19 protein-coding genes are annotated in these 24,755 nt (G+C 71.3%); 12 read left to right on the top strand and 7 right to left on the bottom strand.

Annotated elements, in window-relative coordinates:
* The first annotated feature begins 77 nt into the window (after positions 1–77).
* From ACFVYL_RS30915 to ACFVYL_RS30885, 7 genes are all read left to right on the top strand, one after another.
* Complete coding sequence (locus ACFVYL_RS30915) at positions 78–4,073, top strand: amino acid adenylation domain-containing protein (protein ID WP_389721777.1); 3,996 nt, start codon at positions 78–80, stop codon at positions 4,071–4,073.
* An 817-nt stretch (positions 4,074–4,890) separates the two neighbouring features.
* A complete protein-coding gene (locus ACFVYL_RS30910) occupies positions 4,891–6,216 on the top strand; it encodes an ATP-binding protein (protein ID WP_389721775.1) in 1,326 nt (441 codons plus the stop codon).
* Between the two features lie 2 nt (positions 6,217–6,218).
* Positions 6,219–6,635 (top strand): roadblock/LC7 domain-containing protein, encoded by a 417-nt coding sequence (locus tag ACFVYL_RS30905; RefSeq protein ID WP_389721773.1) that lies wholly within the window; start codon positions 6,219–6,221, stop codon positions 6,633–6,635.
* Positions 6,632–6,988, top strand: a complete 357-nt coding sequence (locus tag ACFVYL_RS30900) for a DUF742 domain-containing protein (protein ID WP_389721771.1) — start codon at positions 6,632–6,634, stop codon at positions 6,986–6,988. The genes ACFVYL_RS30905 and ACFVYL_RS30900 overlap by 4 nt, the downstream gene beginning before the upstream one ends.
* 25 nt (positions 6,989–7,013) lie before the next feature.
* On the top strand, positions 7,014–7,577 hold the full coding sequence (locus tag ACFVYL_RS30895) for an ATP/GTP-binding protein (RefSeq protein WP_389721769.1): 564 nt from the start codon (positions 7,014–7,016) through the stop codon (positions 7,575–7,577).
* Complete coding sequence (locus tag ACFVYL_RS30890) at positions 7,574–8,782, top strand: cytochrome P450 (protein WP_389721767.1); 1,209 nt, start codon at positions 7,574–7,576, stop codon at positions 8,780–8,782. The genes ACFVYL_RS30895 and ACFVYL_RS30890 overlap by 4 nt, the downstream gene beginning before the upstream one ends.
* A 12-nt stretch (positions 8,783–8,794) precedes the next feature.
* Entirely contained in the window at positions 8,795–10,027 is a 1,233-nt protein-coding gene (locus tag ACFVYL_RS30885; RefSeq protein WP_389721765.1) for a cytochrome P450, read from the top strand.
* A gap of 63 nt (positions 10,028–10,090) precedes the next feature.
* On the opposite strand, the gene ACFVYL_RS30880 is transcribed toward ACFVYL_RS30885, so the two are convergent.
* The 3 genes from ACFVYL_RS30880 to ACFVYL_RS30870 are packed head-to-tail and all read right to left on the bottom strand — an operon-like array spanning position 10,091 to position 12,631.
* Complete coding sequence (locus tag ACFVYL_RS30880) at positions 10,091–11,248, bottom strand: oxygenase MpaB family protein (RefSeq protein WP_389721763.1); 1,158 nt, start codon at positions 11,246–11,248, stop codon at positions 10,091–10,093.
* A gap of 56 nt (positions 11,249–11,304) precedes the next feature.
* Positions 11,305–12,360: a polyprenyl synthetase family protein gene (locus tag ACFVYL_RS30875; RefSeq protein WP_389721761.1), complete on the bottom strand. Its 1,056-nt coding sequence runs from the start codon at positions 12,358–12,360 to the stop codon at positions 11,305–11,307.
* Complete coding sequence (locus ACFVYL_RS30870) at positions 12,350–12,631, bottom strand: polyprenyl synthetase (protein ID WP_389721759.1); 282 nt, start codon at positions 12,629–12,631, stop codon at positions 12,350–12,352. The genes ACFVYL_RS30875 and ACFVYL_RS30870 overlap by 11 nt, the downstream gene beginning before the upstream one ends.
* Positions 12,632–12,946: 315 nt before the next feature.
* Between ACFVYL_RS30870 and ACFVYL_RS30865 the strand changes: the two genes are divergently transcribed.
* Positions 12,947–14,011, top strand: a complete 1,065-nt coding sequence (locus tag ACFVYL_RS30865; RefSeq protein ID WP_389721757.1) for an NAD(P)/FAD-dependent oxidoreductase — start codon at positions 12,947–12,949, stop codon at positions 14,009–14,011.
* 275 nt (positions 14,012–14,286) lie between these two features.
* Positions 14,287–15,468 carry an alanine--tRNA ligase-related protein gene (locus ACFVYL_RS30860; protein WP_389721829.1) on the top strand — a complete coding sequence of 394 codons (1,182 nt, stop codon included), beginning with the start codon at positions 14,287–14,289 and terminating at the stop codon, positions 15,466–15,468.
* 187 nt (positions 15,469–15,655) lie between these two features.
* Here ACFVYL_RS30860 and ACFVYL_RS30855 read toward each other — a convergent pair whose 3' ends face one another.
* From ACFVYL_RS30855 to ACFVYL_RS30845, 3 genes are all read right to left on the bottom strand, one after another.
* Complete coding sequence (locus ACFVYL_RS30855; RefSeq protein WP_389721755.1) at positions 15,656–16,303, bottom strand: TOPRIM nucleotidyl transferase/hydrolase domain-containing protein; 648 nt, start codon at positions 16,301–16,303, stop codon at positions 15,656–15,658.
* 120 nt (positions 16,304–16,423) lie between these two features.
* Entirely contained in the window at positions 16,424–16,960 is a 537-nt protein-coding gene (locus tag ACFVYL_RS30850) for a putative immunity protein (RefSeq protein ID WP_389721753.1), read from the bottom strand.
* A gap of 44 nt (positions 16,961–17,004) precedes the next feature.
* Positions 17,005–17,814 (bottom strand): class I SAM-dependent methyltransferase, encoded by an 810-nt coding sequence (locus ACFVYL_RS30845; protein ID WP_389721751.1) that lies wholly within the window; start codon positions 17,812–17,814, stop codon positions 17,005–17,007.
* A gap of 662 nt (positions 17,815–18,476) precedes the next feature.
* On the opposite strand from ACFVYL_RS30845, the gene ACFVYL_RS30840 reads away from it, so the two are divergent.
* From ACFVYL_RS30840 to ACFVYL_RS30830, 3 genes are all read left to right on the top strand, one after another.
* Positions 18,477–19,298, top strand: a complete 822-nt coding sequence (locus ACFVYL_RS30840; RefSeq protein WP_389721749.1) for an alpha/beta fold hydrolase — start codon at positions 18,477–18,479, stop codon at positions 19,296–19,298.
* Between the two features lie 524 nt (positions 19,299–19,822).
* On the top strand, positions 19,823–20,713 hold the full coding sequence (locus tag ACFVYL_RS30835) for an alpha/beta fold hydrolase (protein ID WP_389721747.1): 891 nt from the start codon (positions 19,823–19,825) through the stop codon (positions 20,711–20,713).
* A gap of 104 nt (positions 20,714–20,817) precedes the next feature.
* A complete protein-coding gene (locus ACFVYL_RS30830) occupies positions 20,818–21,438 on the top strand; it encodes an L-threonylcarbamoyladenylate synthase (protein WP_361733066.1) in 621 nt (206 codons plus the stop codon).
* 78 nt (positions 21,439–21,516) lie between these two features.
* On the opposite strand, the gene ACFVYL_RS30825 is transcribed toward ACFVYL_RS30830, so the two are convergent.
* Positions 21,517–24,732, bottom strand: a complete 3,216-nt coding sequence (locus ACFVYL_RS30825) for an amidohydrolase family protein (RefSeq protein WP_389721745.1) — start codon at positions 24,730–24,732, stop codon at positions 21,517–21,519.
* Positions 24,733–24,755: the final 23 nt, after the last annotated feature.

The raw sequence follows: 24,755 nt of genomic DNA, 5'->3' as shown, positions 1-24,755 counted from the left end.
ACCCGTGACCGTGACGCCAAGTGGGCCGTTGACCCAATATGACTACGCGCCAAGCCACTGCTGCCCCAGAAGTCACTGTGCCGAAGACACGCTCGGGCGACTGGCGGCCCTCCGAGGAGCGGCTGGCCTTGACGGCCGCGCAGCTCGGCATGTGGTTCGCGCAGGAGATGGAGCCGGACAACCCCGCCTTCCGGGCTGCGGAGTTCGTGGAGATTCGTGGTCGGATCCAGCCAGAGCTGCTGGAGCGGGCGCTGCGCCAGGTGGTCGCCGAGACACAGATGCTGCGGGTCCGGTTCGAGACCGATGGCGAGCAGCGTGTGTGGCAGGTGGTCGAGCCGTGCTCACAGTGGCCGCTGCCGGTGGTGGACCTGCGGGGGGAGGCGGACCCGGAGGCGGCCGCGCAGCGGTGGATGTGGGCCGATCTGCGCAGGACGGTGGATCTGCGCCGCTGTCCGTCCTTCTCCTTCGCGGTGCTGCGCACCGGCACGGACCGGTTCCTCCTCTACCTGGCCGTCCATCACATCATGATGGACGGCTGGAGCATGGGCCTCTTCCTGGGGCGGCTGACGCAGGTCTACAGCGCGCTGGACGCGCGGATTCCGGTACCGGCGTCCGATCTGGAGCCGTTGGCGCGTGCCGTGTCGGACAACGCGGAGTACCACGCCTCGCCCCTGCTGGCCCGTGACCGGGACTACTGGGCAGGCCAGTTGGCCGACTGGCCGCGCGCCGCGCACTCCTCCCAGCGGTGGCTCATGCCGGCGCGGACCTTCGAGCGGGTGACCGGGTATGTGGGCCCGGAGGCGGCCGTGGGATTGCGTGCCCTGGCGCGCAGCTGCCGCACGAACCTGGCCGGTGCGGCCATGGCTGCCCTGGCGCTCTACGTGCAGCGGCTGGGCCGTCGGCAGGAAGCGGTCCTGGATGTGACGGTGACCGGGCGCGGTCCCGCGACGCGTCGGGTGCCGAGCATGCTCGCCAACGTACTCCCCCTGCGCGTTCCTCTGGACGGCGCCGAGACGGTGGCCGATCTGATGGGTGCCACGTCGGGCGCGGCCAAGGGGCTGGTGCGGCACCAGCGTTACCCGTTCTGGTACCTGGTACGGGAGCTCGGGGCGGGGCGACGGCTGGAGGGGTGCCTGGACGACTGGGGCATCAACGTCATGACCTACGACCCGCAGCTGTCCTTCGGCCCGCACCCGGCCGTCGTGCACAATCTGTCCAACGGCCCGGTCACCGGCATGAGTGTGAACGTCTATGACCGCCCCTCCGATGGTTCGCTCCGCATCGACCTGCAGGCCGATCCGGCTCTCTACCCGCGTGAAGAGATCGCCGCCCATCACCGCCGGTTCACGCATCTGCTGCGGTTCCTCGCCGAGTCAGGCCCCGAGCAGCGCCTTGACGACATCGACTTGCTGACCGACGCCGAGCGGGCCCAGCTGCTGGCGGCCGGCCGGGGGCGTACCCGTGCGGTGGCTGCCGGTTGGCTGCACACGCGCTTCGAGCAGCAGGCGCGGCGTGCGCCGCAGGCGACCGCGCTGGTCTGTCGTGGCGTGCGTCTCTCACGCGGGGAGGTCAACGGACGGGCCAATCAGCTGGCTCGGTTGCTCACAGAGGCGGCGGGTGCCGGACCCGACCGGCACATCGCTCTCGCCCTGCCCCGCAGCGCCGACTTCATGATCGCGCTGCTGGCGGTGCTCAAGTCGGGCGCGGCCTGCGTGCCGCTGGACACCGGGTCCCCCACCGCTCGCAATCACACGTTGCTGGAGGACGCCCGGCCGCTCGTGGCGCTGGCGACCGGGGAGACGGCCGCGCACGTGCCCGACGGCATCCCCGTGCTGCGCCTGGACGACCCCGCCGTCACCGGGGAGTTGGCGGGCCGGTCGGCCGAGGATCTGGAGGACCGGGAGCGTGTGCGTGCGGTGAGCGCGCAGGACGCGGCCTACCTGGCGTTCACTTCCGGCACCACCGGCCGGCCCAAAGCGGTGGTGGTCGAACACAGCCAGTTGGCCAACCTCTTCACCGACCATCTCCAGGAACTGATCCTGCCCGCGGCGCGGCGGATCGGGCACCGGCTGCGCGCGGCGCTGACCGCGTCCTTCAGCTTCGACACCTTCTGGGAAGGGCCGCTCTTCCTGGCGGCCGGCCAGGAGGTGCACGTGATCGACGACCAGGTCCGCCACGACCCGGCGGCACTGGTGGCCCACATCGTCGCCGAGCGCCTGGACTTCCTCGATCTCACCCCCACCCTCCTGCGGCGGCTCATGACCGCCGGCCTCTTCGACGCCGGGCTCCCCCACCGGCCGTCGACGGTGATGGTCGGCGGGGAGGCCCTGGACAGCGACCTCTGGCAGCAGCTGCGCCGCCAGCGGGCCACGACGTTCTACAACTACTACGGCCCCACCGAATCCGCCGTGGACGCCATCTACTGCCGTCTTGACCAGCGGGGTGAGCGGCCGGTCCTCGGGCGCCCCGGGTACAACGTGAACGCGTACGTCCTGGACCCCGCGGGCAAGCTCCTGCCCGCCCAGGCCACCGGCGAGCTCTTCCTGGGCGGCGCGCAGATCGCCCGCGGCTATCTGAACCAGCCGGAGCAGACGGCGCGCGCCTTCCTGCCGGATCCCTTCGGCCCGCCGGGCGCCCGCCTGTACCGCACCGGCGACCTCGTCCGCTGGACCAGCACCGGCGACCTGGAGTACCTCGGCCGGGTCGACGACCAGCTCAACCTGCACGGCGTACGCATCGAGCGAGGTGAGATCGAGGCCGCCCTGGCCCGGCATCCGGCGGTGAGCCGCTGCGCCGTCACCGTCCACCACGGTGCCGAGGGGCCTCAGCTCGCCGCCCACATGCTGCCCGCCCAGCGGCCCGGGAGCGGTGTGTGGCCGAGCTCCGGCGAACTCCGTGCCTTCATCGCCGGCAGGCTTCCGGCGGCCTTCGTGCCCGCCAGTTTCAGCTTCCACGAGACGCTGCCCGTGACCGCGCACGGAAAGCTCGATTACGCGGCTCTTCCCGCCCCCACCGCCACCGCACGATCGGGCCGGGGCGCGCGGACCGGTCCGGAGAAGGAGCTGTGTGCCCTGTTCGCACTGGTCCTTGGCGTGGACGAGGTCGGTATCGACGACGACTTCTTCGATCTGGGCGGTCACTCCCTGCCTGCCGCCAAGCTCATCACGCACATCCGCGAACAGCTGGGCGCCACCGTGTCGTTGGGCGCGCTCTATCAGGCGCCGACCGTCGCCGCCCTGAGCGAACTCCTCACCCTCGACGCGCCGTCGACGCCCGCCCAGGAGATGCTGCTTCCGCTGCGCCCCACCGGCGACCAGCCGCCCCTGTTCTGTGTCCACCCGGCGGGCGGACTGGGCTGGTGTTACGCCCCGCTGCCGCGTCACCTGCCGGCCGGTCTGCCCGTCTACGCCCTGCAGGCCCCCGACCCCCGCCATGACGGCGTTCCGGTGACCACCTTCGATGAGCTGATCGCCCGCTACGTCCACACCCTGCGCACCGTGCAACCCAGCGGCCCCTACCGTCTGCTTGGCTGGTCCCTGGGCGGCGCGCTGGCCCAGGCCCTCGCCGCGCGGCTCACGGCCGAGGGGGAAGACGTGCAGTTGCTCGCCATGCTCGACTCGGCCCCGATCCAGCACACGCCCCCACTGCCGGAGCACCCCGACGACGGCCTCATCCGCCAGCTTTTGCACGAGGCCCTCGGCCTGCCGCTGGCGCCCCTCGCCTCCCCCGCTGATCCCTCCTCCGGCGGTCTGTCCTCTACCCACGAGGCTCTGCCCGAAGGCCTCTCGGGCGTGCTGCACGAGGAGCAGATCGCCACCGCCAAGGCTCTCCTTGCGCACTACGCCGCTCTCCTGCCCACCCACACTCCGCGCCCCTTCGACGGCGACCTGCTCTACTTCCAGGCCTCCCGCAACCGGCCGGCGCACGCCCCTACGAGCGAGACGTGGCGGCCCTGGATCACCGGCCGTATCACGCACCACAGCCTCGACTGCACCCACCACGCCATCGCCTCACCCGACCACCTCAAGACCGTTGCGGACCTCCTCGCCCCGCACCTGTCGGACACACGCTGAGCCACCTCCAGGGCGACGCGCACGTCGAAGTGGATTGCCCCGCACCGGGTGGGCGCCGTCGAAAGCGTGGAACGCCGGGAGGCTGACGTGTCGGTGGGCGGCCACGCGGACAGCTCCGGTACCACCGCGCCCGACAATGGACAGTCCTGGGCGGAGCTCGTGGAAACCGCGCGCTCCGGGAGCAGGCGCTTCGTAACGATCGTGAATGCGAGATACCGGCACGCAACGGCGCAGTACGCCTAGCGGTGCGAGGGACAGCGGTCAACGCGGCGCGCCCGCCGCTGTCCGGCTCGTCTCATGATCCGTCGGCTCATCTGGCCAAACGGTTGGTAGATACGACAGGATATTGTTTGCAGCAGTCGACCAACTGGCTTTTTTTATGCGCTAGTTGGCCGAAATGTGTGCTGCCGTAAGTCTGCTGTGACCGAGGGGAAGCCAGGAAGTGCTGATGAGTACGGTGAGACAGGCCGGGTCGTCGAGGGAGCCTCGACGCGGCCACCGGATCTGCCCGGCCACCGTGTCTCCTCTCCGGCCGGCTTTCAGGTTCACGCGTCAACCCGCGCGGTTCCTCGCGTAGTTGGAATGCGTTCCGACTCGCCGATGCCTCCGGGTCGGCCGTTTCCGCCCCGGCATGCGCCGGGTCCCGACAGCCCTGGGAAACCCGTGATCGGCCTCCGCTTCGAGCCGCCGCCGGGCGGTGCGCTCGCTCCGGCCGGCTGGTCGGCGAGGCGCGTCGTGGCCGATTTTGAGCGATGGATTCCGCTTCGGAGCGGACGAACCGTTTCCTCGCCCCCCTTCGACACCTGTAGAGGACGTGATGACAGACCTGACGCAGGCCACCACCGTGGTGCCCTCAGTTCTGGCCCTGGCCGCCGGCAGCGCGGCTTGGCGGTTCTGGGACCAGTACCGAGGTGAGCGCCGTACGAGCGACCGCCTCCGCGGCCAGGCCGAGGAGATCGCCATACGCCAGCGCGCCACCGAGGAGGTGCTGGCGCAGCTCGCCGACGGTGTGATTCCCCGGCTGGGGACCGAGGCGGAGCGTCTGGGTACCGGCCACGGTGTCGACATCGAACTGCCCGAGGCGCTCGTCAACACCACGCTGGCGCAGCGCCTCGCGGGGCTGGCGGACTCCGCGGCCCACACGGTGCGCAAGGTGCAGTACGACGCCCAGACCAGTACGAGTGCGCAGATAACCGAGGCACGGAAGAACGCGCAGGACGAGGTGGCCCGGGCGCGGGAGAGCGCCGAGGAGTCCAGCCGGGCGGCGGTGCGAGCCGTGTCGTCCGCGATGGTGGGCATGGCGTCGAAGCTGAGCCAGCGGGTCAGCCACGGCGTGCGGCGGCACGAGGGCGATGAGGCCTACGAGACGCTGGTGGGCATCGACCACCCCACGCAGCAGATGCTGCTCGTGGCCCAGAACTATGTGGTGCTGTCCGGGGGCAAGCTGTCCCGCCGCTGGCCGGCCACCCCGATGACGGACGTGGTGCGGGCGGCCATGGGCAGCATCGAGGAGTACGAGCGCGTCGAGCATCAGGAGCTCGCCGTCACGGTGACCAGCCGGGCGGTCGGTCCCGTCGTGCACGCGTTGGCGGTGCTCCTGGACAACGCGGTCCGCTACTCCCCCTCTTCCGCGCGGGTCCACGTGTCCTTCCAGGAGGGGCACCACGGGGTGTCGGTCATCGTGGACGACGCCGGACTGCGCATGAACGACGAGCAGTTGACGTGGGCCAGGGCGATCCTGACGGGTGCTCGGCGGGACGACATCAACCAGCTCGGCGCCCACCCGCAGACCGGCCTGCGGGCCGCGGCGGCCCTCGCCGGTGACTACGGGTTCCGTATCGACCTGGAGGCCCCGAACCCGTTCGGCGGGACACGCGTCTACATGTTCATTCCCAAGAGCCTGTTGACCACGTCCGCCACGCCCCCGCCCGCCCCGCTGCCGCGCGCCGAGCCGGTGCCCGCCAAACGCACCACTGCCAGTGGGCTGACCGTCCGTTCGCGGACGACCGCCCCCGCGGGCGGACGGGCGGCCCCGTCCGGCGGCCAGGCGGCACCGGGCCGTCCCGCCATCGCCGCCGCCTGGGCGAAGGGGACGCGCAGCGCGCGCACGGAAGAATCGACCACCACGCATGAAGGAGCCTGATCGTGACCACCGGCAATGAACTCGGCTGGCTCCTTGACCGGTCACTGGGGTCCCTCGAGGGTGTCAGGCACGCGGTCCTGATGAGCTCCGACGGGCTCCTGCACTCCAAGACGGCCGGCATCGAGCAGGACGACGCGGAGAAGTTCGCCGCGATCACGGCGGCCGTGCGTGCCGCCGCGCTCGCGTACGACGAGGAGACCGGCGGTGGCGGCACCCGGCAGGCCCTGATCGAGCTGACCAACCACGTGGGCCTGATCACCCAGGCCGGGGGCAACACCATGTTGTCGGTGCAGACGACCGGTCCTGACGCCGACATCGGCCTGATCACCCATCACATGCTGGAGCTGGCCCAGCGTGTCGGCCACGAGATGAAGGTCGCCCCGCGGGGTCCTTCCGTCGAAGGCCTGCCGACGACGTGAGCGGGCCGCGGCGAGACCCGGACCTGGTCAGACCCTATGTCCGTACCGACGGGCGGGTCCGTGCCGATCCGGCTGTGCGCCTGGAGACCGTGCTGCTCGCCGCGAGCGGCTCGTCCGAGGGCCTGAGCGCGGACGCCCGTCGGGTGATGGGCCTGTTCACCCACGCGGGGGGCGGTGGGCTGGCGGTCGCGGACATCGCGGCCGCCCTGGAGTTCCCGCCCTCCACGGTCCGCATCCTGGTCTCCTCCCTCATCGACGAGGGCCTGTTGACCCGTCCTGTCGCCGCCGACGACGACCAACCCCAAACCGATCTGCTCCAGGAGGTACTGCGTGGTCTCCGCGCCCTCGTCTGACGGCCTCATCTTCGTACCTCCCGGGGTGACCAGGTCAGCGAAGATCGTGATCTCGGGGAGCTTCGGCGTCGGCAAGACGACGTTCGTGGGCAGTGTCTCCCAGGTGCCGCCGCTGCGCATGGAGGAGCGGATCACGCAGGCCAGCGCCGGGGTGGACGATCTGGCGCGGACGCCGCGGAAGACGACCACGACCGTCGGCATGGACTTCGGGCGGCTGCACCTCAGCGAGGCCCTGGTGCTGTATCTGTTCGGCACTCCCGGTCAGGGGCGTTTCCGCCCCATGTGGGCGGGGCTCACCGAGGGTGCTCTCGGCGCCCTTGTGCTGGTCGACACCCGCAATCTGGAGGCCTCTTTCGAGATCCTCGCGCTCCACGAGGAGCAGGGCACGCCGTACGCCGTGGCGATCAACCTCTTCGACGGTGCCCCGCTCTACCACCTGGACGAGATCCGTCAGGCACTCCAGCTGGACGCGCACACGCCGCTGACGACGTGTGACGCGCGTGACGGCAGTTCCAGCGTCATGGCCCTGATCACTCTCTGCGAGTACCTGTCCGACCTGCACGCACCCGTTTTGGAGCCCCGCCCGTGACCAGCCTGACCTCGACCGACGCGGCCCTGGAGCGCCGGATCGCCCTGTACGGAGCCGAGTTCGCGGCCGACCCGCACGCCGCCTACGCGCGGATGCGGGCCGAGTTCGGGCCGTTCGTCCCGGTCGATCTCGTCCCCGACGTCCCCGCGACTCTCGTCATCGGTTACGCTCAGGCCCGGCGCATCCTCAACGACCCGCTGCGGTTCCCGGCCGATCCGGGGGTGTGGGAGCAGTCCATACCCGAGAGCTGCCCGGTCCGCCCGATGATGGAGGGCCGCCCCAACGCGCTGCGTTCGACCGGTCCGGCGCACACTCGCTACCGGTCGGCGAACAGCGACGCGATCAACGCCGTCGACCAGCACGAGCTGCGCAAGGTGGTCGAGCGGGTCGCCGACGCCACGATCGCCGAGTTCCGGGACTCCGAAGGCGCCGATCTGCTGAGCCAGTACGCCTGGCCCATCGCCTTCCGCGTCCTCAGCGCCCTCCTCGGCTGCCCGGACGAGACGGGCCGCCGCATCGCCGACGGCATGGCCAAGATCTTCGAGGGCGTGGATGCCGCGAGCGGCAACCAGATCCTCTCCGAGGCCGTCGCGGATCTGGTGGCGCTGCGTCAGCGCGAGCCCGGCGACGACATCACCTCCCGGCTCCTGTCGCACTCCGCGGCTCTCGACGATGTCGAGATGGCGCATCAGCTCGTCACGCTCTACGGCGCCGGCATCGAGCCGCTGACCAACCTCATCGCCAACACGGTCCTCAGGATCCTCATCGACGACCAGTTCTCCGGCGACCTGCACGCGGGGGGCTCCTCGGTCCGTGAAGCGCTCGACACGGTGCTGTACACCGACCCGCCGCTGGCGAACTACTGCATCAGCTATCCGCCGCACCCGGTCGATGTCGACGGGTTCCTGCTCCCTGCGCACCAGCCGGTCGTCATCTCGATGGCCGCCTGCAACAACGATCCCACCCTCGGGGACCAGCGCATCGCCAGCAATCGCGCGCACTTGTCGTGGAGCACCGGCCCGCACGCCTGCCCCGCCCGCCCGCACGCCTATCTCATCGCCGAGACGGCCATCACTCACCTGCTCGACGCGCTGCCCGAGATGGATCTCGCGACCGCCCCCGGCGAGCTGGTCTGGCGCCCCGGGCCCTTCCACCGGGCGCTCGCCGCTCTGCCCGTCCTGTTCCCCGCCGTCGCATCCGTCTGAAGGGACCACACCATGACCCTGTCCACGAAGCCGATCGTCCTCGACCCCACCGGGGCCCGCGCACACGACGAGCACCAGCAGTTGCGCGCTCACGGCCAGGCGGCCCGCGTCGACATCCTCGGTGTGACCGCCTGGTCCGTCACCGACCCCGCGCTGCTCAAGGAGTTGCTGACCAGTCCGAGCGTCTCCAAGGACGCCCGCGCGCACTGGCCGGACTTCAACGAGGCGATCCAACGGTGGCCGCTCGCCCTGTGGGTCGCGGTGGAGAACATGTTCACCGCCTACGGGTCGGACCACCGGCGTCTTCGGCGCATCGTCGCCCCCGCGTTCAGCCACCGCCGCGTCACCGCGCTGCGGAAGAACATAGACGCGGTCGTCACGGGCATCCTCGACGACCTCGACGCCCTTCCGCCCGGCGAGGTCGTCGATCTGCGCGAGCGTCTCGCCTACCCGCTGCCGATCGCGGTCATCAGCCGGCTCATGGGCGTACCGGCCGAGCAGCAGGACTCCTTCCGCCGGGTCGTCGACGGCGTCTTCGACACCACGCTGACCGCCGAGCAGTCAGAGGCCAACACCAAGGCACTGTACGAGGCCCTGCACCTGCTCATCGCCGCCAAACGGGCCGAGCCCGGCGACGACATGACCTCTCTCCTGATCACCTCGCGCGACGAGGACGCGGAGGGCGGCCTTTCGGAGGACGAGCTGCGCGACACGCTCCTGCTGATGATCAGCGCCGGTTACGAGACCACCGTCAACGTCATCGACCAGGCGATCACCCAGCTGCTCGCCCACCCCGACCAGCTCGCGCTCCTGCAGGCGGGGAAGGCCGACTGGAACGACGCCGTCGAGGAGACCCTGCGCCTGGAACCGGCGGTCAGGCACCTGCCGCTGCGGTTCGCGGTGACCGACATCGAACTGCCCGACGGGCAGACCATCGCCCGGGGCGAAGCGATCCTCGCCTCCTACGCGGCGGCCAACCGTCACCCCGACTGGCACGGCGAGAGCGCGGACGCCTTCGACATCACCCGCACGCTCAAGGAGCACCTGGCCTTCGGCCACGGCGTCCACTTCTGCCTCGGGGCCCCGCTCGCCCGTCTCGAGGTCAGCACGGCCCTGCGGCTGCTCTTCGAGCGCTTCCCGCGGCTCGAACTCGCCGTACCCGCCGAGGAGTTGAAGCCGCTCGGCTCCCTGCTCAGCAACGGTCACCAGACTCTGCCCGTCCGCCTGCGGAACGCCACGGGCTGACCGGGGCGAGATGCGCCGCGCTCCTGGTCGCGCACGTCCGCGCCGACCGGGGTGCGGCCCGCCTCACACCGTGGCGGCGGGCGGGGTCCACCGGTGGGTGCGGGTCACCGTCTGGGAGACGCCGTACTCCTTCTTCAGCTGTTCGGGAATGGCGTAGTGCATGACGCGCCCGCGGGTGAGCGAGGACAGTTCGAAGACGCTGGTGAGGTGGCCCAGGCGGTCCAGTGCCCAGGCCCCGAGCGGGGAACGGTCCTCGATGCTCTCCAGGACGCCGAGGAGGTGGGGCACGGCCCTGACGACGGTGTCCCACGGGGTGCGCGGCACCGCGAGCCAGTCGGCGCAGGTGTCTCCGACGAGGTGGCGGATCAGGGCGGAGACGATGGGGTCGAAGAGGGTCCCGGGCACCACCTCCTCGTAGAGGTCGATGAGCTGCCGGGTCAGATGCGCGCCCTCCTCGGAAGGACCCATGTGCCGGACCATGTACAGGTCGAGGAAGTGGCGGGCCTCGTCGAGGGTCTTGGGGACGGCGTCCTGGTCGACGCCGAGCATCGCTCCGACCACGCGCCAGGCGTAGTAGTACGCTTCCGCGCCCTCCGTCGACATGTGGATGCCCAGGCGGTGCAGGCTGTCCAGGACGAGCATTGAGAAGAACATCTGCCCGCCGATCAAGTCCTCCTGGCAGATCGGCGTGCCGAGCGCGTCGGTGTCCCACCGGTTCGCGCGTACGAGGTGGTGGCGGATGGAGGCGTGCAGGAGGCGGACCTTCTGGGCCGCGGGGATGAAGCGGCTGCCGCTCTCGAAGGCGTCGGGCCGCATCAGGTAGACGGTGAACTGCCCGGTCTCCGCCATCCGTTTGGAGGGGTACTTCAGTCCGTGGGTGGCTGAAAGGAGCTTCGCCACGTGCGGAACGACGTAGCAGGCGGGCATGGCTGCGAAGGACAGTGCGGTGGAGATGTGCACGCTGTTGTCGATGAAGAACAGGCGGGCCTTCTCCATCTCGCCCCAGTCCACCCACGCCGGCGGGACACGGGTGGCCTCGAGGTACTCGCGCGCGACGTCGGGGAGCCCGTCCGGCAAGGGGGCGTCGACGGTGGAGACGTACCGCATCAGGGTGTTGAACGTGCCCACCTGACCGCGTTCGAAGAGTGCGGCGACGGTGGCGTCGGCCAGTTCGTCACCGGCCTGTCGCAGGGTGTTCATCGATGCCTCGGTGCAGGTCATGGCAGGTTCCTCGGCTTCCATGGAGAGGCGGGGTCAGGAGAGAGGGAGAGGCCGCTTCAGGAAAGGCGGAGCGCCGCCGAACCGGCCAGCGCGGTGAGGGCGGCGGTGGCGTGCGACGGCACGTCCAACTCGTGCAGGGCGTCGAGCGCTTCCTCGACACGGGCACTGATCATGTCTTCGATGCGGGCGGGCGCCCCGAGCCCGAGCATCAGCTCGCGCACCGCCCGCAGCCCGTCCCCGCTCCGGTCGCGTCGGCCGAGGAGAGCGCGGAGCCGCTCCCGCTCGTCGTCGCCGGCGAGGCGCCAGGTCTCCGCCAGCAGGACCGTCGGCCGGTGGCCGTGCAGGTCGTCGGCGTTGGCCTTGCCCGTCACGCCCGGGTCCCCGAACAGGCCGAGCAGATCGTCCCGCAGCTGGAACGCCTCCCCGAGCGGCAGCCCGTACGCGCGATAGCCCTCACGCAGCCGCGCCCCCGCCCCTGCCAGGGCCCCGCCGATGAGCAGGGGCTGCTCGACCGTGTACTTCGCGGTCTTGTAGCGGATCACCTTCAGCGACGCCGTGGTGTCCGGGTCGGCTCCGGTACGGAGGATCTCCAGGCACTCGCCCGCGATCAGCTCACGGGCCATCGCCGACCACAGCGGGCGGGCCCGGGCCAGATACGCGGCGGGCAGACCGCTGGTGGCGAAGAGCTGTCCGGCCAGCGCCATCAGCAGGTCTCCCACCAGCATCGCCAGTGACCCGGCCGCGGCGTCGGCGCGCGGGCGTCCGCGTACGGCGGTGCGCAGGGCCTTGTGGGCGGTGGGCCGCCCGTGCCGCAGCGGGCTGTCGTCGATTAGGTCGTCGTGCACGACCGCGGCCGCGTGCACGAGCTCCATGGCGGCCGCGGCCCGTACGAGCGCGTCGCTGTCCGGCTGCCCCACCGCACACCAGCCCCAGTAACAGAATGCCGACCGCAGCCGTTTGCCGTCCGCGACCGCGGCCTCCAGTTGCCCGGCCACCGGGCCCAGGAGCGGGTCGATCTCCGCCAGTCGGTCCGCCTCTTCGGCGACGAAGCGGTGCAGTGTGTCGTCGACGCGGGTCTTCAGCGCGTCCGGCTCCCACCGGTCACTCGTCATCGGCGGCCCGTCGGGCGAGGGCGCGCCGGGCCAGGATCTCCAGATGGGCCGGGGGCGCGGCCGCGTACCGGTCCAGCGCGAGGCGCCCGCGCGCCAGAAGGTCGCGCTCGGCATCCGCCGCCAGCTCCGCGGTGTCGGAGCGGCGCAGCGCTCCCCGCACCGCGCCCAGGGCCGAACCCACCGTGCTCACCGCCAGATCGGCCAGCCCGGCCACCAGCAGCACGGCCTGGCCGTCCAGGCCCGGACGTCGCTGTTCCTCTTCCTGTGGCATGCCTATGTCCCCCACCCGGTGCGCGTTCACTCGACGCCGGTCACCCACCGGCCTGTCGAGCATCGCGTCCCGCCCGCACCGGGATCGCGAGAACTCACGATCGGGCGATCACATCGCTCAGCCGTACGGATCACGGTTCCTGGAGCGGAGCCATCGTGGGTCATCTGCTCTGTGCCGCCATCGGGTACGGAGTCCTCGCCTCGGCCGGGAGTACGCCCGGGAGTACGCCCTGGGCGGCGGCGCCGGCCGCCGGGCCGAGGACGGGCCGCGGCAAAATGCGTTGCGCCGCCGCTGCGGTGGCCCGACCGTGGCCTCATGTCAGCCGTTGTTGTCGTCGGTGCGGGGATCGCCGGTTCGTCGGTGGCGTACCACTTGGCCCGTCGGGGCGTCCCGGTCACCCTGCTCGAACAAGGACCCGCACCGGCCTCCGGGGTCACCCGGAACTCCTTCGCCTGGATCGGTGATTCGGGACGCCGCTGGCCCGGTGGCGCAAAGGACCTCCGTGCGTACGTCCTGGCCGACCACCGGCGCCTGGAGGCCGAGCTGCCGGGCGTGGCCGTCCGCCGGACCGGCTCGCTCACCTTGGCCGACGTACCGGATCGGGACCTACGGCCGGCGCCGGGCCAGTTCCTCGTCGGGCGGAGCGACATCGCGGCCCTGGAACCCAACCTGCGGAACCCACCCCGCCAGGCCCTTCACACCCCGAGCGATGCGGGCGTCGATCCGACGGGGCTGTCCCGCGCACTGGTGGCTTCCGCTCGTGCCCATGGGGCGACCGTTCTCCACGAGACCGCCGTCTCCGCTCTGCGGGTGACCGGTGGCCGTGTCGACGGAGTGCTGTCGTCGGCCGGATTCCACGCCGCCGCAACCGTCGTACTCACGGCCGGAACCGGCGTTCCCGAGCTCTGCGAACCGCTCTCCGTCGACCTTGCCATCGCTGCCTCCCCGGCCACCCTCGCGCGGATCACGGCACCTCCTGGGCTGGTCAGGACCATCGTGGCCTGCTCCGACTTCGAGGTCCGCGAGGTGCGGGAGGGCGACCTCCTGCTGGTCGTCCCGTACGTCGCAGGCGGAACAGCGCCGCCCGAGGAAGCGGGACACATCGCGCTCCGGCACCTGCGGAGGGCCTTCCGGGGAAGCGAGCAGTGCCGCATGTGGGACTGCCGCACCAGCAGACGGCCCATGCCCGCCCACGGCCCCGTCATCGGATACGCGACGCGCGACCGATCCGTCTACGTCGTGGTCATGCACTCCGCCGTCACGCTCGCCCCCACGTCGGACGACTCGTCGCGGACGAACTCACGACCGGCAGAGCGGTCCCCGAGCTGCAGCGCTGCCGTCCACGTTCCCCCTGAGGATGCCTCGGCGAAAAGCGGGTGACGCGGTGGGACGGGCGCGTTATCGTCGGCCGCATGAACGTCATCGGCCCAGGCCTCACCGCGACCGCGCGAGCGACCAGCTCGCCGGTTGCCGCCGTCTGACGTCTTTCCCTTTTTCCATCGGCGACCGGAAACGGCCCGCCGATGGCTCTGTGGTTTCGCGCCGCGAACCACCCTCTGTGCGGACCGTCGTCCGGTGCCTCCCCGCTGTATCTGCGAAGGAGCCATCCCATGAATACCGACCGCATGGACACCGGCCGCATGAACACCGGCCGTATGGACACCGACCGGCTGACCACCGACCGCGTCCAGAGCACGTTCGTCGAGTACTTCGAGGAGCGCGGACACCAGCGGATCACCGGCTCGACCCTGCTGCCGCCGTCCGATGACTCCGTTCTGTTCACCACTTCGGGCATGCACCCCCTCACTCCTTTCCTGGAGGGACGCCCGCACCCCCTCGGCAACCGGTTGGTCAATGTGCAGCGCTGTCTGCGCACCACGGACCTGGACGAGGTGGGTGATCCGACGCATCTCACCGTCTTCGAGATGCTCGGCAGCTGGTCACTCGGCGACTACGAAGGGCCGCAGAGCCTCCGCTGGGGATACGAGCTGCTCACTGAGGGCTTCGGCGTCGATCCGCGGCACATGCATGCCACGGTCTTCGGCGGCGACGACCGGACCGGCCCGGACACCGCCTCCTCGGACGTGTGGGAGGAGCTCGGAGTCCCGGTGGAGCCGACCACCGAGGACAACTGGTGGGACAACGGCCCGACCGGCCCGTGCGGTCCCGATTCGGAGATCTTCCTGTGGACGGGCGACATCCCGCCGCGGTCGACGCCCACCCAGGACGACCGCTGGGTGGAGGTCTGGAACCACGTGACGATGCGCTACCGCAGGCTCGACGACGGTTCGCTCGTGCCGCTGCCTCAGCGCAATGTCGACACCGGAATGGGCCTGGAGCGCCTTGTCTCGCTGGTGCAGGGCAAGCAGTCGGTCTTCGAGTGCGACGTCTTCGCCCCGTGGCGACAGCTCGTACCGGGGTTGTGGCAGCTGGACGTTCCGTCCCTGCGGCTGGTCTGCGATCATCTCCGGTCGGCCGTGGTGGTGATCGGCGACGGGGTGCGGCCCGCCAACACCGGCCGCGGGTACGTGCTGCGACGGCTGGTACGACGCCTGCTCACCGTCCTGTGGCGTGACGATCCCACGCGCTACCTCGGGGACCTGCCGGGCGAGCTGATCCTGCACACGCTGGATCACTTCCGTCAGGACACGGACCCCGTGGTCGTACGCGGGATCCTGCTGGAGGAGGAGCAGCGGTTCCGTCGGCTTCTGGAACGCGGACGGCGGATCCTGTCCCGGCCCCGGTTCCAGGGCCCGCTCGGCGAGGAGGACTTGTTCTATCTCCACGACACGCACGGCCTGCCGCGCGAGCTCGTCCTGAGCCTGCGGCCGGAGTGACGGACCGGGCACATCAGGGGGCGCGGGTTGCGGGGCTGGACCGAGCCGAGGCGTCGAGCAGTCGGTAGCCCCCCTCCCGCCGGCGATGATCTCCGAGGCGGACATGCGGCCCCGCATGTCCTCCGGTTGGCGCCCACGGGCCGCTCGCTCCTCTCCTGACAACCACCGCGGGGATCGGCCGTCGCGGTCACAGGCTCGTGAGGAGGTCGTCGAGCGGAGCCGGTACCTGTTCGGGGGCCAAGGATTCGACGAGGAGGCGGCCGTAGCGGATCTTGCGGCCCTTCTTCGTGCCGAGGAAACGCCTCAACTGCTGGTCCTTGGGCCCGCCGCGCTGTGCGGGCTGGCGCAGAAAGGTCTGCCAGGCGCGGAGGTCGCCCTCGGCGCGGACGATCTCCTCCACCCTTGCCGTGCCCAGCGCGCGGACCAGTTCGTCCTCCAGGTCCGCCACACACACGAAGAAGCCCTTCCGCGAAGCTCCCGCCCGCTCCAGGCCCTGGTCGTAGAAGCGCTGCTCGCCCTTGTCGCACAGTCCGGCCAGGCGCAGGCCGAGGCCGGGCGGGCCGAGCAGGCCGGCGTAGCGGCCGACGCTCATCGCCCCGCCCATCGGTAGGACGCACACCCCCTCGGCGGCCAGGTCCCGGCCGCGCCGCGCGGCCAGCGCCTCGACGGCCTCGAAGTCGCTCGGCCCCTCAAGCAGCACCGCCGTCCGCACCCCGAGACGCACGGCCAGCTCGCTCGCCGCCCCGCCGGAACCGCCCTTCGCCCAGCCGCCGTTGACCCTGCCGCCGCGCGCCCAGCAGCCGACCGCATCCCGGAACGACCTCATGTCCGCCATGGAGCGAGTCTGCGCCTCCGGCGGCGACACGGCACGTGATATTCCGACCGCTTCCCTGCTCGGCCGCACCGCGCGGGGCGGCCCGTACGCAACCCGGCCGGTACGCACCCCGAGGGGCGGTCAGCGGCCGCGCAGGTCGTCGTCCAGCAGCCGGATCAGCTCACCGGTCCGTCCCCCACCGCCCGGCGCCGCCGGGAACCGTTTGAGCACGTCGACCACGACCGGGCTCGCACAGCGCACCGCCTGCGCGACGCGTTCGGCGCCGACGGACCGGTCGTCACCGGCGACCAGTTCCGCCGCTCTGGCCGCGTGGGCGCCCGCGCCGAGGATGTGTTTCACCTGGGTGGCCTTCGCCAGCGGGTGCAGGTAGGCGGCGCCGGCCGCGGCCATCGCGGCCCGAGCCGCCTCGCACCCGGCCGCCGTGTCCGTGCTCTTGGCCGCCTTGAGCGCTGCCCACGCCGTGTCGCGCAGCGACTTTCCGCGCTCGCCGCCCCTGGCGAACTGCCGGGCGGCGCCGATCGCGTCCCGGGGCCGCGGGTCGTCCGGCCGGTCGGCCTCGAAGAGACCGAGTACGACCTCCGCGCACGCCGCGGCGAACGCGGTGACCTCACGGAGATCCTCCTTGCTCAGAACGATCTCGCTCACTTCCCCTGCCATGGCTCCATCTTCGACCACGTGCCGGGTGGGGAGGCGGTGGGGTGCTATGGCCTGCGCCCCCACGCGGAGATCATCGGGGCGGTGGCGAGGTCGAGACGGCCGGTGAGGACATTCGAGAGGTGGCGGTCGATCTCCTCCTCGGTGGCGAGCCCCTTCGCCACCAGGAGCGGGCGGATCTGTCGCACGGTCGCGGCTTCGAGGACGACACAGGCCGGCGAAGTGATCGGGAAGTACGCATCGGCCCGCACGTCGTCGAGACCGGCCTCGCGCAGCAGTCTGGGCAGGGTCCGTCCGTAGGCGAGGTCCGCGCCGCGCGCTGCCATCAAGGTACGGAAGCCGGTGCGCAACCGGTTGGCGAGCTGCTGCTCGGGGCCCGACTCGTCCGGGCACAGCAGCGGCTGCAGCCCCGGGTCGGCGTCCTCCAGGAGCAGCCACCCGCCAGGGCGCAACGCCCGGACCATTCTGCGCAGGGCCTCGGCGCGGTCGGCCACGTGCACGAGGACCAGCCGGGCGTGGACGAGGTCGAAGCCGCCGGGCGGCGGCGGGTCGGCCGCGACGTCGTGGCGCAGCACCTCGATCACGTCGTCGGCGATCCCCCGGGTCCAGGACACGTCGATGTCGGTGGCGGTGACCGTGCCTGTGGGTCCGACTCGTTCGGCCAGTCCGAGGGGTACGGACGGGCCGCCGGCGCCGATCTCCCAGCACCGCATGCCTGCCGTGAGTCCGAGCCGGTCGATGTGGCGGAACGTCACGGGATCGAACAGCTCGCTGAGGGCCGTGAACCGGGTTCCTGCCTCCGATTGCCGGTTGTCGAGCAGGTATCCGTGTTCCTGATCCGCGTCGTGGTCGGCCATGGGGCGATTCTGGCAGAGGGGCGGCGGGGTCTGCTCGATCGCCTTCGGCTAGCGCTGTCGCTCGGCGTGCACGGCTCACTCGGCACACCTGGCCTGCCCGGCGTGCACGGACCGCCTGGCCCGGTGTGCGGTCAGGCCTGGTCGAGGGCGCGTTCCATCGCGCGGCGGTTCAGTCCGTTCGACGCGATGTTCCTGCCCGCCATGATGGACCCGGAGCAGGCCGCCGAGGCGGGTAGCCGGAGGGGCCCGTGACCTGCCCCGAACCGACTTCTGTCCCGTGTGTCACACGTCACCCCGTATGTAGCGGTCAGTCCGGAACAACCCGGGGTGGGGCGTCGTTCTTTTCAGTGTGGCTGCGGAGGGGACAGTGTCCCCGGGCCTCACCTATAGCCCATGGGGACGATCGTTCGGCTGAAGCCCCATGGAGCCTTTCGCCGAGAGGCGACCGCCCTCCGCTCGCCACGTTTCACGGCCCCGGCTGGTCTCCCCCGTCCAGCCGGGGCTCCTTCTTTCCCCCCTCGGGCCATCGCCCTCAGGCCTCCGGAGAGCGGGGCTCTTACTTCCCGGGTAATCGACCCCTTGATCTCCGGTGAGCCAGAGTCGTCACAGCGCGAAGACAGCGAGCGCGAGCACGACTCATCGCCCCCGGAAGGACTCATTCCATGCCGTACTTCGAAGGACCCGACGGGACAAGCCTCTTCTACACCGACTGGGGACAGGGCAAGCCGGTGGTGTTCGTCGCCGGGGCGTGGCTGAGCAGCAGTTCGTGGGAGTTCCAGATGCTGCCGCTGACAGACAAAGGCCTGCGCTGCGTCGCGTTCGACAGACGCGGGCACGGCCGTTCCGACTGGGTCGGGCACGGCTATGACTACGACACCCTCGCCGACGACCTCGCGGCGCTGCTCACGCGGCTCGACCTGCGGGATGTGACCCTCGTGGCGCACTCGATGGGCGGCGGGGAGGCGATCCGTTACCTCACCCGTCACGGCTACGACCGGGTGAGCCGGTTGGTGCTCATCGGGGCCACGGCGCCGTTGATGCTGCGGACGCCGGACAACCCGGAGGGCGTCGGCCAGGAGATCCTCGACCTCATGGCGGCCGACCGCGCCAAGGACCGACCGAGGTGGATGGCCCAGAACGCGCAGGCGTTCTTCGCCACGCACCTGGGCAACAGCATCTCCGCCGAACTCATGGAGTGGACGGTGCGGCAGTGCCTCGACTGCTCGGCCAAGGCCGCCCACGAGGTGGTCCGGACAGGTCTCTGCACCGATCTGCGCGAGGAGGCCGCGGCGATACGGGTGCCGACCCTGATCCTGCACGGGGACGCCGACGCCTCCGCTCCCGTCGCTCTCTGCGGACAGCGCATGGCCGAGTTGGTGCCGGACAACAGCTACAAGGAGTACCCCCTGGCAGGGCACGGCATCTTCATCACCCATGCCGACGCGGTCAACCGGAACCTGTTCGACTTCATCGACATGACCTGATCGCACGGCCGACTCGCGGGGGGGCAGGGTCGATGTTCATGAGGCCCGAAAGCACCCGGCGGGCGGCGTCGTCGCTGGGCATCGGGTGGGTCTTCTTCGACAGCTGCGGACCCTTTGCCGACGGAATCGGCAGGTCCCCCCACCGGGCAGGGCCGCCGCACCCCCGTGGCGGCGGCCCTGTCCTCGCTCAGCGCAACCGAGCTGCGGCGTATGCGTCGATTGCCGCCCGCTGGTACGCGGCCGACATCCGGGCGACCTCCGCGATCGACCAGGCCATCGCCGCCTCCCTCACACGTGTTCCACAGGGCCGGAATCTCCGGCCCTGCTTAGGACGGTAAAGGCTTACGTTGCGGCAGCCTCAAGCCCCGGTATCGGATTCTTACGCGCCGATCGGCGGCCCGACGGTCGGCGCCTCCCGAACCAGGGCCGAGGTTCTGACTTTGCGCGTGAACAGAGCCAGCCGATGACTTCCGGCGGTCCCGGCGGTCTTACTTCCTGAGACCGCAGACATCGAGGAGACAGTGATGGCCGAGGCAGAAACCCGCACGCTCGCCACCGCCGGGGCGACACTCGCGTACGACATCCGCGCCGGTCGCGGCGACGGTGCCACAGAGGGCGACGGCGGCGGCACCCTGTTCCTGGTCGGTTCGCCCATGAGCGCGGCGGGGTTCGACACGCTGGCGTCCCACTTCCCCGAGCGGACCGTCGTCACCTACGACCCGCGCGGAGTGGGCCGCAGTTCCCGTACCGACGGAGCCACGCAGACGACTCCCGAGGAGCACGCGGACGATCTCCGGCAGGTGATCGAGGCGCTCGGCGCGGGCCCCGTCGACGTGTTCGCGAGCAGTGGGGGCGCCGTCAACTCCCTCGCGTTGGTGGAGCGGCACGGCGACCTCGTGCGCACCCTCGTCGCCCACGAACCGCCGACGGCCCAGGTGGTCCCCGACCGAGAGGTGATGCTCGCGGTCTGCGCGGACATGCATGCGACCTATCTGCGCGAGGGGATGGGCCCCGCGATGGCGAAGTTCATCGCGGTCACGAGCCGGAAGGGGCCGTTCCCGGCCGACTGGGCGGACGAGCCGGTGCCCTCCCCCGCCGACTTCGGTCTGCCGAGCGAGGACGACGGGACGCGGGACGACCCGCTGCTCGGCCAGAACCTCCTCGGCTGCACCGGCTACCGGCCGGACTTCGCCGCGCTGCGTGCCGCGTCCACCCGTATCGTCATCGCGGCGGGCCAGGAGTCGGAGGGCGAGTTCGCCGCTCGCGCGGCCGCCGCGATCGCCGACGGACTGGGCGGCGAGCTCGCCGTGTTCCCCAGCCATCATGGAGGTTTCCTGGGGGGCGAGTTCGGGCAGCACGGCGCTCCCGAAGCCTTCGCGAAGGCTCTGCGACACACCCTGGAGGCGCCCCGCTGACGCCCGGCCCCAGCGGGGCCCTCACACGTTCGCCGGTCACCCCCTTCGCCACACAGGTGTCGGGGAGCCCCGGCAGGCCCGGGCCGGTCGCCTAGACTCGCCGAATGGCCAAGTACTTCGACGTGCACCCCGACAACCCCCAGCGGCGCAGCATCAGCAGCGTGGTCGACGGGATCCGATCCGGCGCGCTCGTCGCCTATCCGACGGACTCCTGCTACGCGCTGGGATGTCAGCTCGGCAGCCGCGACGGCATGGACCGCATCCGGTCGATCCGCCAGCTCGACGACCGCCACCACTTCACCCTCATGTGCGAGAGCTTCGCGCAGATGGGGCAGTTCGTGCACCTGGACAACGACGTATTTCGCGCGATCAAGGCGGCCACGCCCGGCAGCTACACCTTCATCCTGCCCGCCACCAAAGAGGTGCCGCGCCAGATGATGCACCCGAAGAAGCGGACCGTCGGGGTGCGCATCCCCGATCACACCGTCACCCAGGCACTGCTCGGCGAGCTGGGCGAACCGCTGCTCTCCAGCACGCTGCTCCTGCCCGACCAGGAGGAGCCGTTGACCCAGGGCTGGGACATCAAGGAGCGCCTCGACCACCTCGTGGACTCGGTCATCGACTCCGGTGACTGCGGTACCGAGCCCACCACCGTCATCGACTTCTCCGGTGGCGAGGCGGAAATCGTCCGCCGGGGGGCGGGCGACACCTCGCGCTTCGAGTAGCAGGCCGCCGGGGAGCGGTAGCAGGCCGCCGGGAAACGACGGCCTGCTGTTCAGATCTGCGCTGAGCGGCAGCCGTCTTCAGAGCTGCGGCGCGCAGCAGCCGTCCCTGCGCATCAGGTGTCCCGCTTTCAGCCAGTACGCCTCGTCCTTGTCGCCCGCACCTGACCCGCCCTTCGGCCGGGGTTCGAACGCGTCCGTCAGCTCCTCGGTCCGGTACGGAGTGCCTCCCCGGAGCACCGACACCGTCCGCACCATCGTGTCGAAGTCCGTGAACGGGTCGCCGTCCACGATCGTCACGTCGGCGATCTTCCCGGCCTCGACGGTGCCCAGGTGCCGGTCTAGGCCGAACACCCTGGCGGGCAGTACGGTCGCGGTGCGCAGGGCCGCCGCCGGTGACAGACCGCCCCTGTGCAGGGCGCGCAGCCCCAGGTGGAGCGAGAGGCCCACAGGGACGAGGGGCTGGTCGGTGCCGAGGGCCACCTGGCCGCCGGCGGCGAGGACGCGCCGGTAGATGTCGGTCTCCCTGCGGAGTGTGGCCAGCTGTGCCGCGCTGGGCGGCACGCCTGCCCCGGCCTTCACCGCGGCGGCGTCCCACGGCGGCATCACCGCGGTGACCCGCGGGTCGTCCGCGAGGCCGGGGTCCGCGCCGAGCAGAGGCGCCGAGGTGAAGAGTGTGGCGATCAGCGAGAAGGCGGCGCCGTGCGCGCTGTAGATCTTGATGACGTCGTCCCAGGCGCGGCCGCCGGCGGTGACGGCGTGCCCGAACTCCGCGCGCTGGGTGGCCTGCAGATGTGTCGTCAGGTCCTGGCCGAGCTGGATGCCGGGCGAGAGCAGATGGCTCCCGGCCCGTACCCCGAGCTTCTCGTGCGCGAACCGCGCCGCCTCTTCCATCACCCAGCCCGGCGCCCGCACATAGGTCTTGACGAAGTCCCAGTCGAGTGCCGCGCCGCGGTCCAGGGAGCGCCTCAGTGCCGCCCTGCTCCGGTGCGCGCGGCCCATGCTGTACGCGACACGGCCGCCATCGAGGAGTTCGCCGGTGGTGAGCAGGCGGGGTCCGGCCAGCTCGCCCGCGGCCACCGCTTCGCGGACGCGGGCCTGTTCGTACGCGAAGCCGCCCAGCGACACCGCCGTGGTGATCCCGTACGTGAGCTGGCCCACCGTCTGGCGGCCGCCGTACGTCGTCTGCCACGGGTGGGTGTGCGTGTCCCACAGGCCGGGGACGACCGTGTGCCGGGAGGCGTCGACGTGTCGGCCCGCGGCGGTACGGCCGACGGGCCGATGCGGGCGCACGGAAGCGAAGCGGCCGCCGCGGACGATGAGGTCGACGTCTTCGCGCACCTCGTCCCCGGTACCGTCCCACAGCCGGCCGGCGTGCACCACCAGGTCGGCGGGCTCGGGCCTGCGCCGGTCCAGGGGGACGCGCACCGTGCGGGGACGGCCGTCGTCGGCTCCGATCAGACGCAGGCGGCCACTTGACAGGTAGAGGAGTGTCTTCGAGTCGCCCGACCACGACGGGTGGTCGGCCGGTTCGGCGGAGAGCATCCGCAGGGCGCCGCGTGGCGTGCCGTCGGGGGTGACGGGCAGGAGGTGCAGCGCGGATTCGACGATCACCGCGAGCCGACGGCCGTCGGGGGACCAGACGGGTCCGGAGTCGTACCGGTCGGAGAGCGAGGCGTGCGGGGCGACGGCGTGCAGGCGGTCCGCTCCGGTGGCGGTGTCGACGATCCGGATGAGGTTGTAGCCCTCCCGGAAGCGGTGGTTGAGGCGGTTGCGGTCGCAGAGCGCGAGGTAGCGGCCGTCGGGCGACCAGCTCGGTCTGCCCGGCAGCCCGCCGCCGCCGAGCGGTTCCACCATGACGCGTTCGGTGCCCGAGGCGAGCTCGCGCACCACGAGGCGTCCGGTCATGTCCAGGCAGGCGAGCCGCGTGCCGTCCGGCGAGAGGGCCGGATGGACCCGGCCGCCGGAGGCCAGAGCGGTCTCGGCGCCGGTGGCGAGGTCGCGGCGGTAGACGCCGAGCAGCCCGTCGCGGTCGTCGGCGTAGACCAGGGACTTTCCGTCCCGCGTCCAGGTGGGGCCGAGCAGATAGCCGGTGGCCGCCGCCCGGTGCGCCCTGCGGGGCGGGCGTCCGCCGGATGTATCCGCGAGCCAGAGCGAGTTGAGTGCGGCGAAGGCGATCTGCCGTCCGTCCGGCGACAGTGCGGGCAGGTGGATACCGCGCGTGGGGCGCGCCCGCCCGAGGCCCAGGTCGTACTCCTTGATCCGGTAATGGGGGCGGTCCACCGGCAAGGTCGCCTCGAAGGGGATCACCTCGGGCTCGCCCGGACCGCCGGGACGTACGCCGGGACGTACGAGTGTGAAGCGGCCGTCCAGGGTGAGCAGGAGTCTCCCGTCCGCCGTCCAGCGGGGCGGCACGGGAGCCAGGTCGCCGGTCAGGTCGACAGGTTCACCGTCGACGACGAGCGTGCAGGAGGCGTGGGGTGCGGGGGTGGTCCTGAGGTAGGCGACGCGGCGTCCGTCCGGGGCCAGGGCAGGCGTCATGACCTGCGCGGACGCGGTCTCGGTGTGGATGACGGTGACGAGGCCCGACCCTTCGGCGGGGACGGCCGCGATGGTCCTGGCGTCGAGCGAGGAGCCTTGCGGGGTGGTGACGGGCTTTCCGCGCACGAACAGGATCCGCTCGCCGTCGGGCGACCAGGTCGGGTCGAAGTCCTCCCACGGCCCGTCCTGGTGCGGCCCGTCCTGGCCGGGCAGCCCGGTCACACGGGTGAGTTCACCGCTCGCGAGGTCGAGGACGTGGATACGGTACGAGCCGCCCCGCACCGGATCGCCGCCGCGCTCGGACGCGAAGGCGATGCGCGTTCCGTCGGGTGACCAGGCGGGGCCCCGGTCGTCCCAGGGGCCTTCGGTGCGCTGCCGCAGCCGGGAGCCGTCGGCGTGCATCGTCCAGAGGTGGAATCCGCCGTCCTGGTAGGCGCAGAACGCGACTGACGTGCCGTCCGGGGCGTACACCGGCCGGTTCGGCTCCAGACCCGCCGGTGTCAGCGGCACCGCCTCGCCGCCGCTCCGGGGCAGCGACCAGAGGGTGGCCTGTGCCTCGACGACCAGCCGGTCGGCGGCGGGCGAGAGCGTGGCGGAGCCGTTCGTGACCCGGGTGAACGAGAGGGGCACCGTGGTGCGCGGCCGGGCCGGTGCGGGGACGGCCCCCAGGGCGGCGACCGCCCCGGAAACGCCCGCGGCGACGAATAGTTGACGTCTGGTCAGGGGCAGCACGGTGTCGTGCCGGTCACAGTCCATGACACAGCACACTCGCCCATCTC

The sequence above is a fragment of the Streptomyces sp. NPDC058308 genome (assembly GCF_042880275.1).
In the GTDB taxonomy this organism is placed as follows: domain Bacteria; phylum Actinomycetota; class Actinomycetes; order Streptomycetales; family Streptomycetaceae; genus Streptomyces.
Note: the sequence above shows the minus strand (reverse complement) of the source record. Positions and strands in the feature narration are given on the sequence as shown.

Excerpts from the sequence above, each read along its gene's own strand:
- ACFVYL_RS30835 (WP_389721747.1), top strand. The coding sequence starts at position 19,823 with ATGGCCGAGGCAGAAACCCGCACGCTCGCCACCGCCGGGGCGACACTC.
- ACFVYL_RS30825 (WP_389721745.1), bottom strand. The coding sequence starts at position 24,732 with ATGGACTGTGACCGGCACGACACCGTGCTGCCCCTGACCAGACGTCAA.
- ACFVYL_RS30875 (WP_389721761.1), bottom strand. The coding sequence starts at position 12,360 with ATGACGAGTGACCGGTGGGAGCCGGACGCGCTGAAGACCCGCGTCGAC.
- ACFVYL_RS30860 (WP_389721829.1), top strand. The coding sequence starts at position 14,287 with ATGGACACCGACCGGCTGACCACCGACCGCGTCCAGAGCACGTTCGTC.
- ACFVYL_RS30910 (WP_389721775.1), top strand. The coding sequence starts at position 4,891 with ATGACAGACCTGACGCAGGCCACCACCGTGGTGCCCTCAGTTCTGGCC.
- ACFVYL_RS30880 (WP_389721763.1), bottom strand. The coding sequence starts at position 11,248 with ATGACCTGCACCGAGGCATCGATGAACACCCTGCGACAGGCCGGTGAC.
- ACFVYL_RS30870 (WP_389721759.1), bottom strand. The coding sequence starts at position 12,631 with ATGCCACAGGAAGAGGAACAGCGACGTCCGGGCCTGGACGGCCAGGCC.
- ACFVYL_RS30865 (WP_389721757.1), top strand. The coding sequence starts at position 12,947 with ATGTCAGCCGTTGTTGTCGTCGGTGCGGGGATCGCCGGTTCGTCGGTG.
- ACFVYL_RS30845 (WP_389721751.1), bottom strand. The coding sequence starts at position 17,814 with ATGGCCGACCACGACGCGGATCAGGAACACGGATACCTGCTCGACAAC.
- ACFVYL_RS30840 (WP_389721749.1), top strand. The coding sequence starts at position 18,477 with ATGCCGTACTTCGAAGGACCCGACGGGACAAGCCTCTTCTACACCGAC.
- ACFVYL_RS30885 (WP_389721765.1), top strand. The coding sequence starts at position 8,795 with ATGACCCTGTCCACGAAGCCGATCGTCCTCGACCCCACCGGGGCCCGC.
- ACFVYL_RS30850 (WP_389721753.1), bottom strand. The coding sequence starts at position 16,960 with ATGGCAGGGGAAGTGAGCGAGATCGTTCTGAGCAAGGAGGATCTCCGT.
- ACFVYL_RS30855 (WP_389721755.1), bottom strand. The coding sequence starts at position 16,303 with ATGGCGGACATGAGGTCGTTCCGGGATGCGGTCGGCTGCTGGGCGCGC.
- ACFVYL_RS30830 (WP_361733066.1), top strand. The coding sequence starts at position 20,818 with ATGGCCAAGTACTTCGACGTGCACCCCGACAACCCCCAGCGGCGCAGC.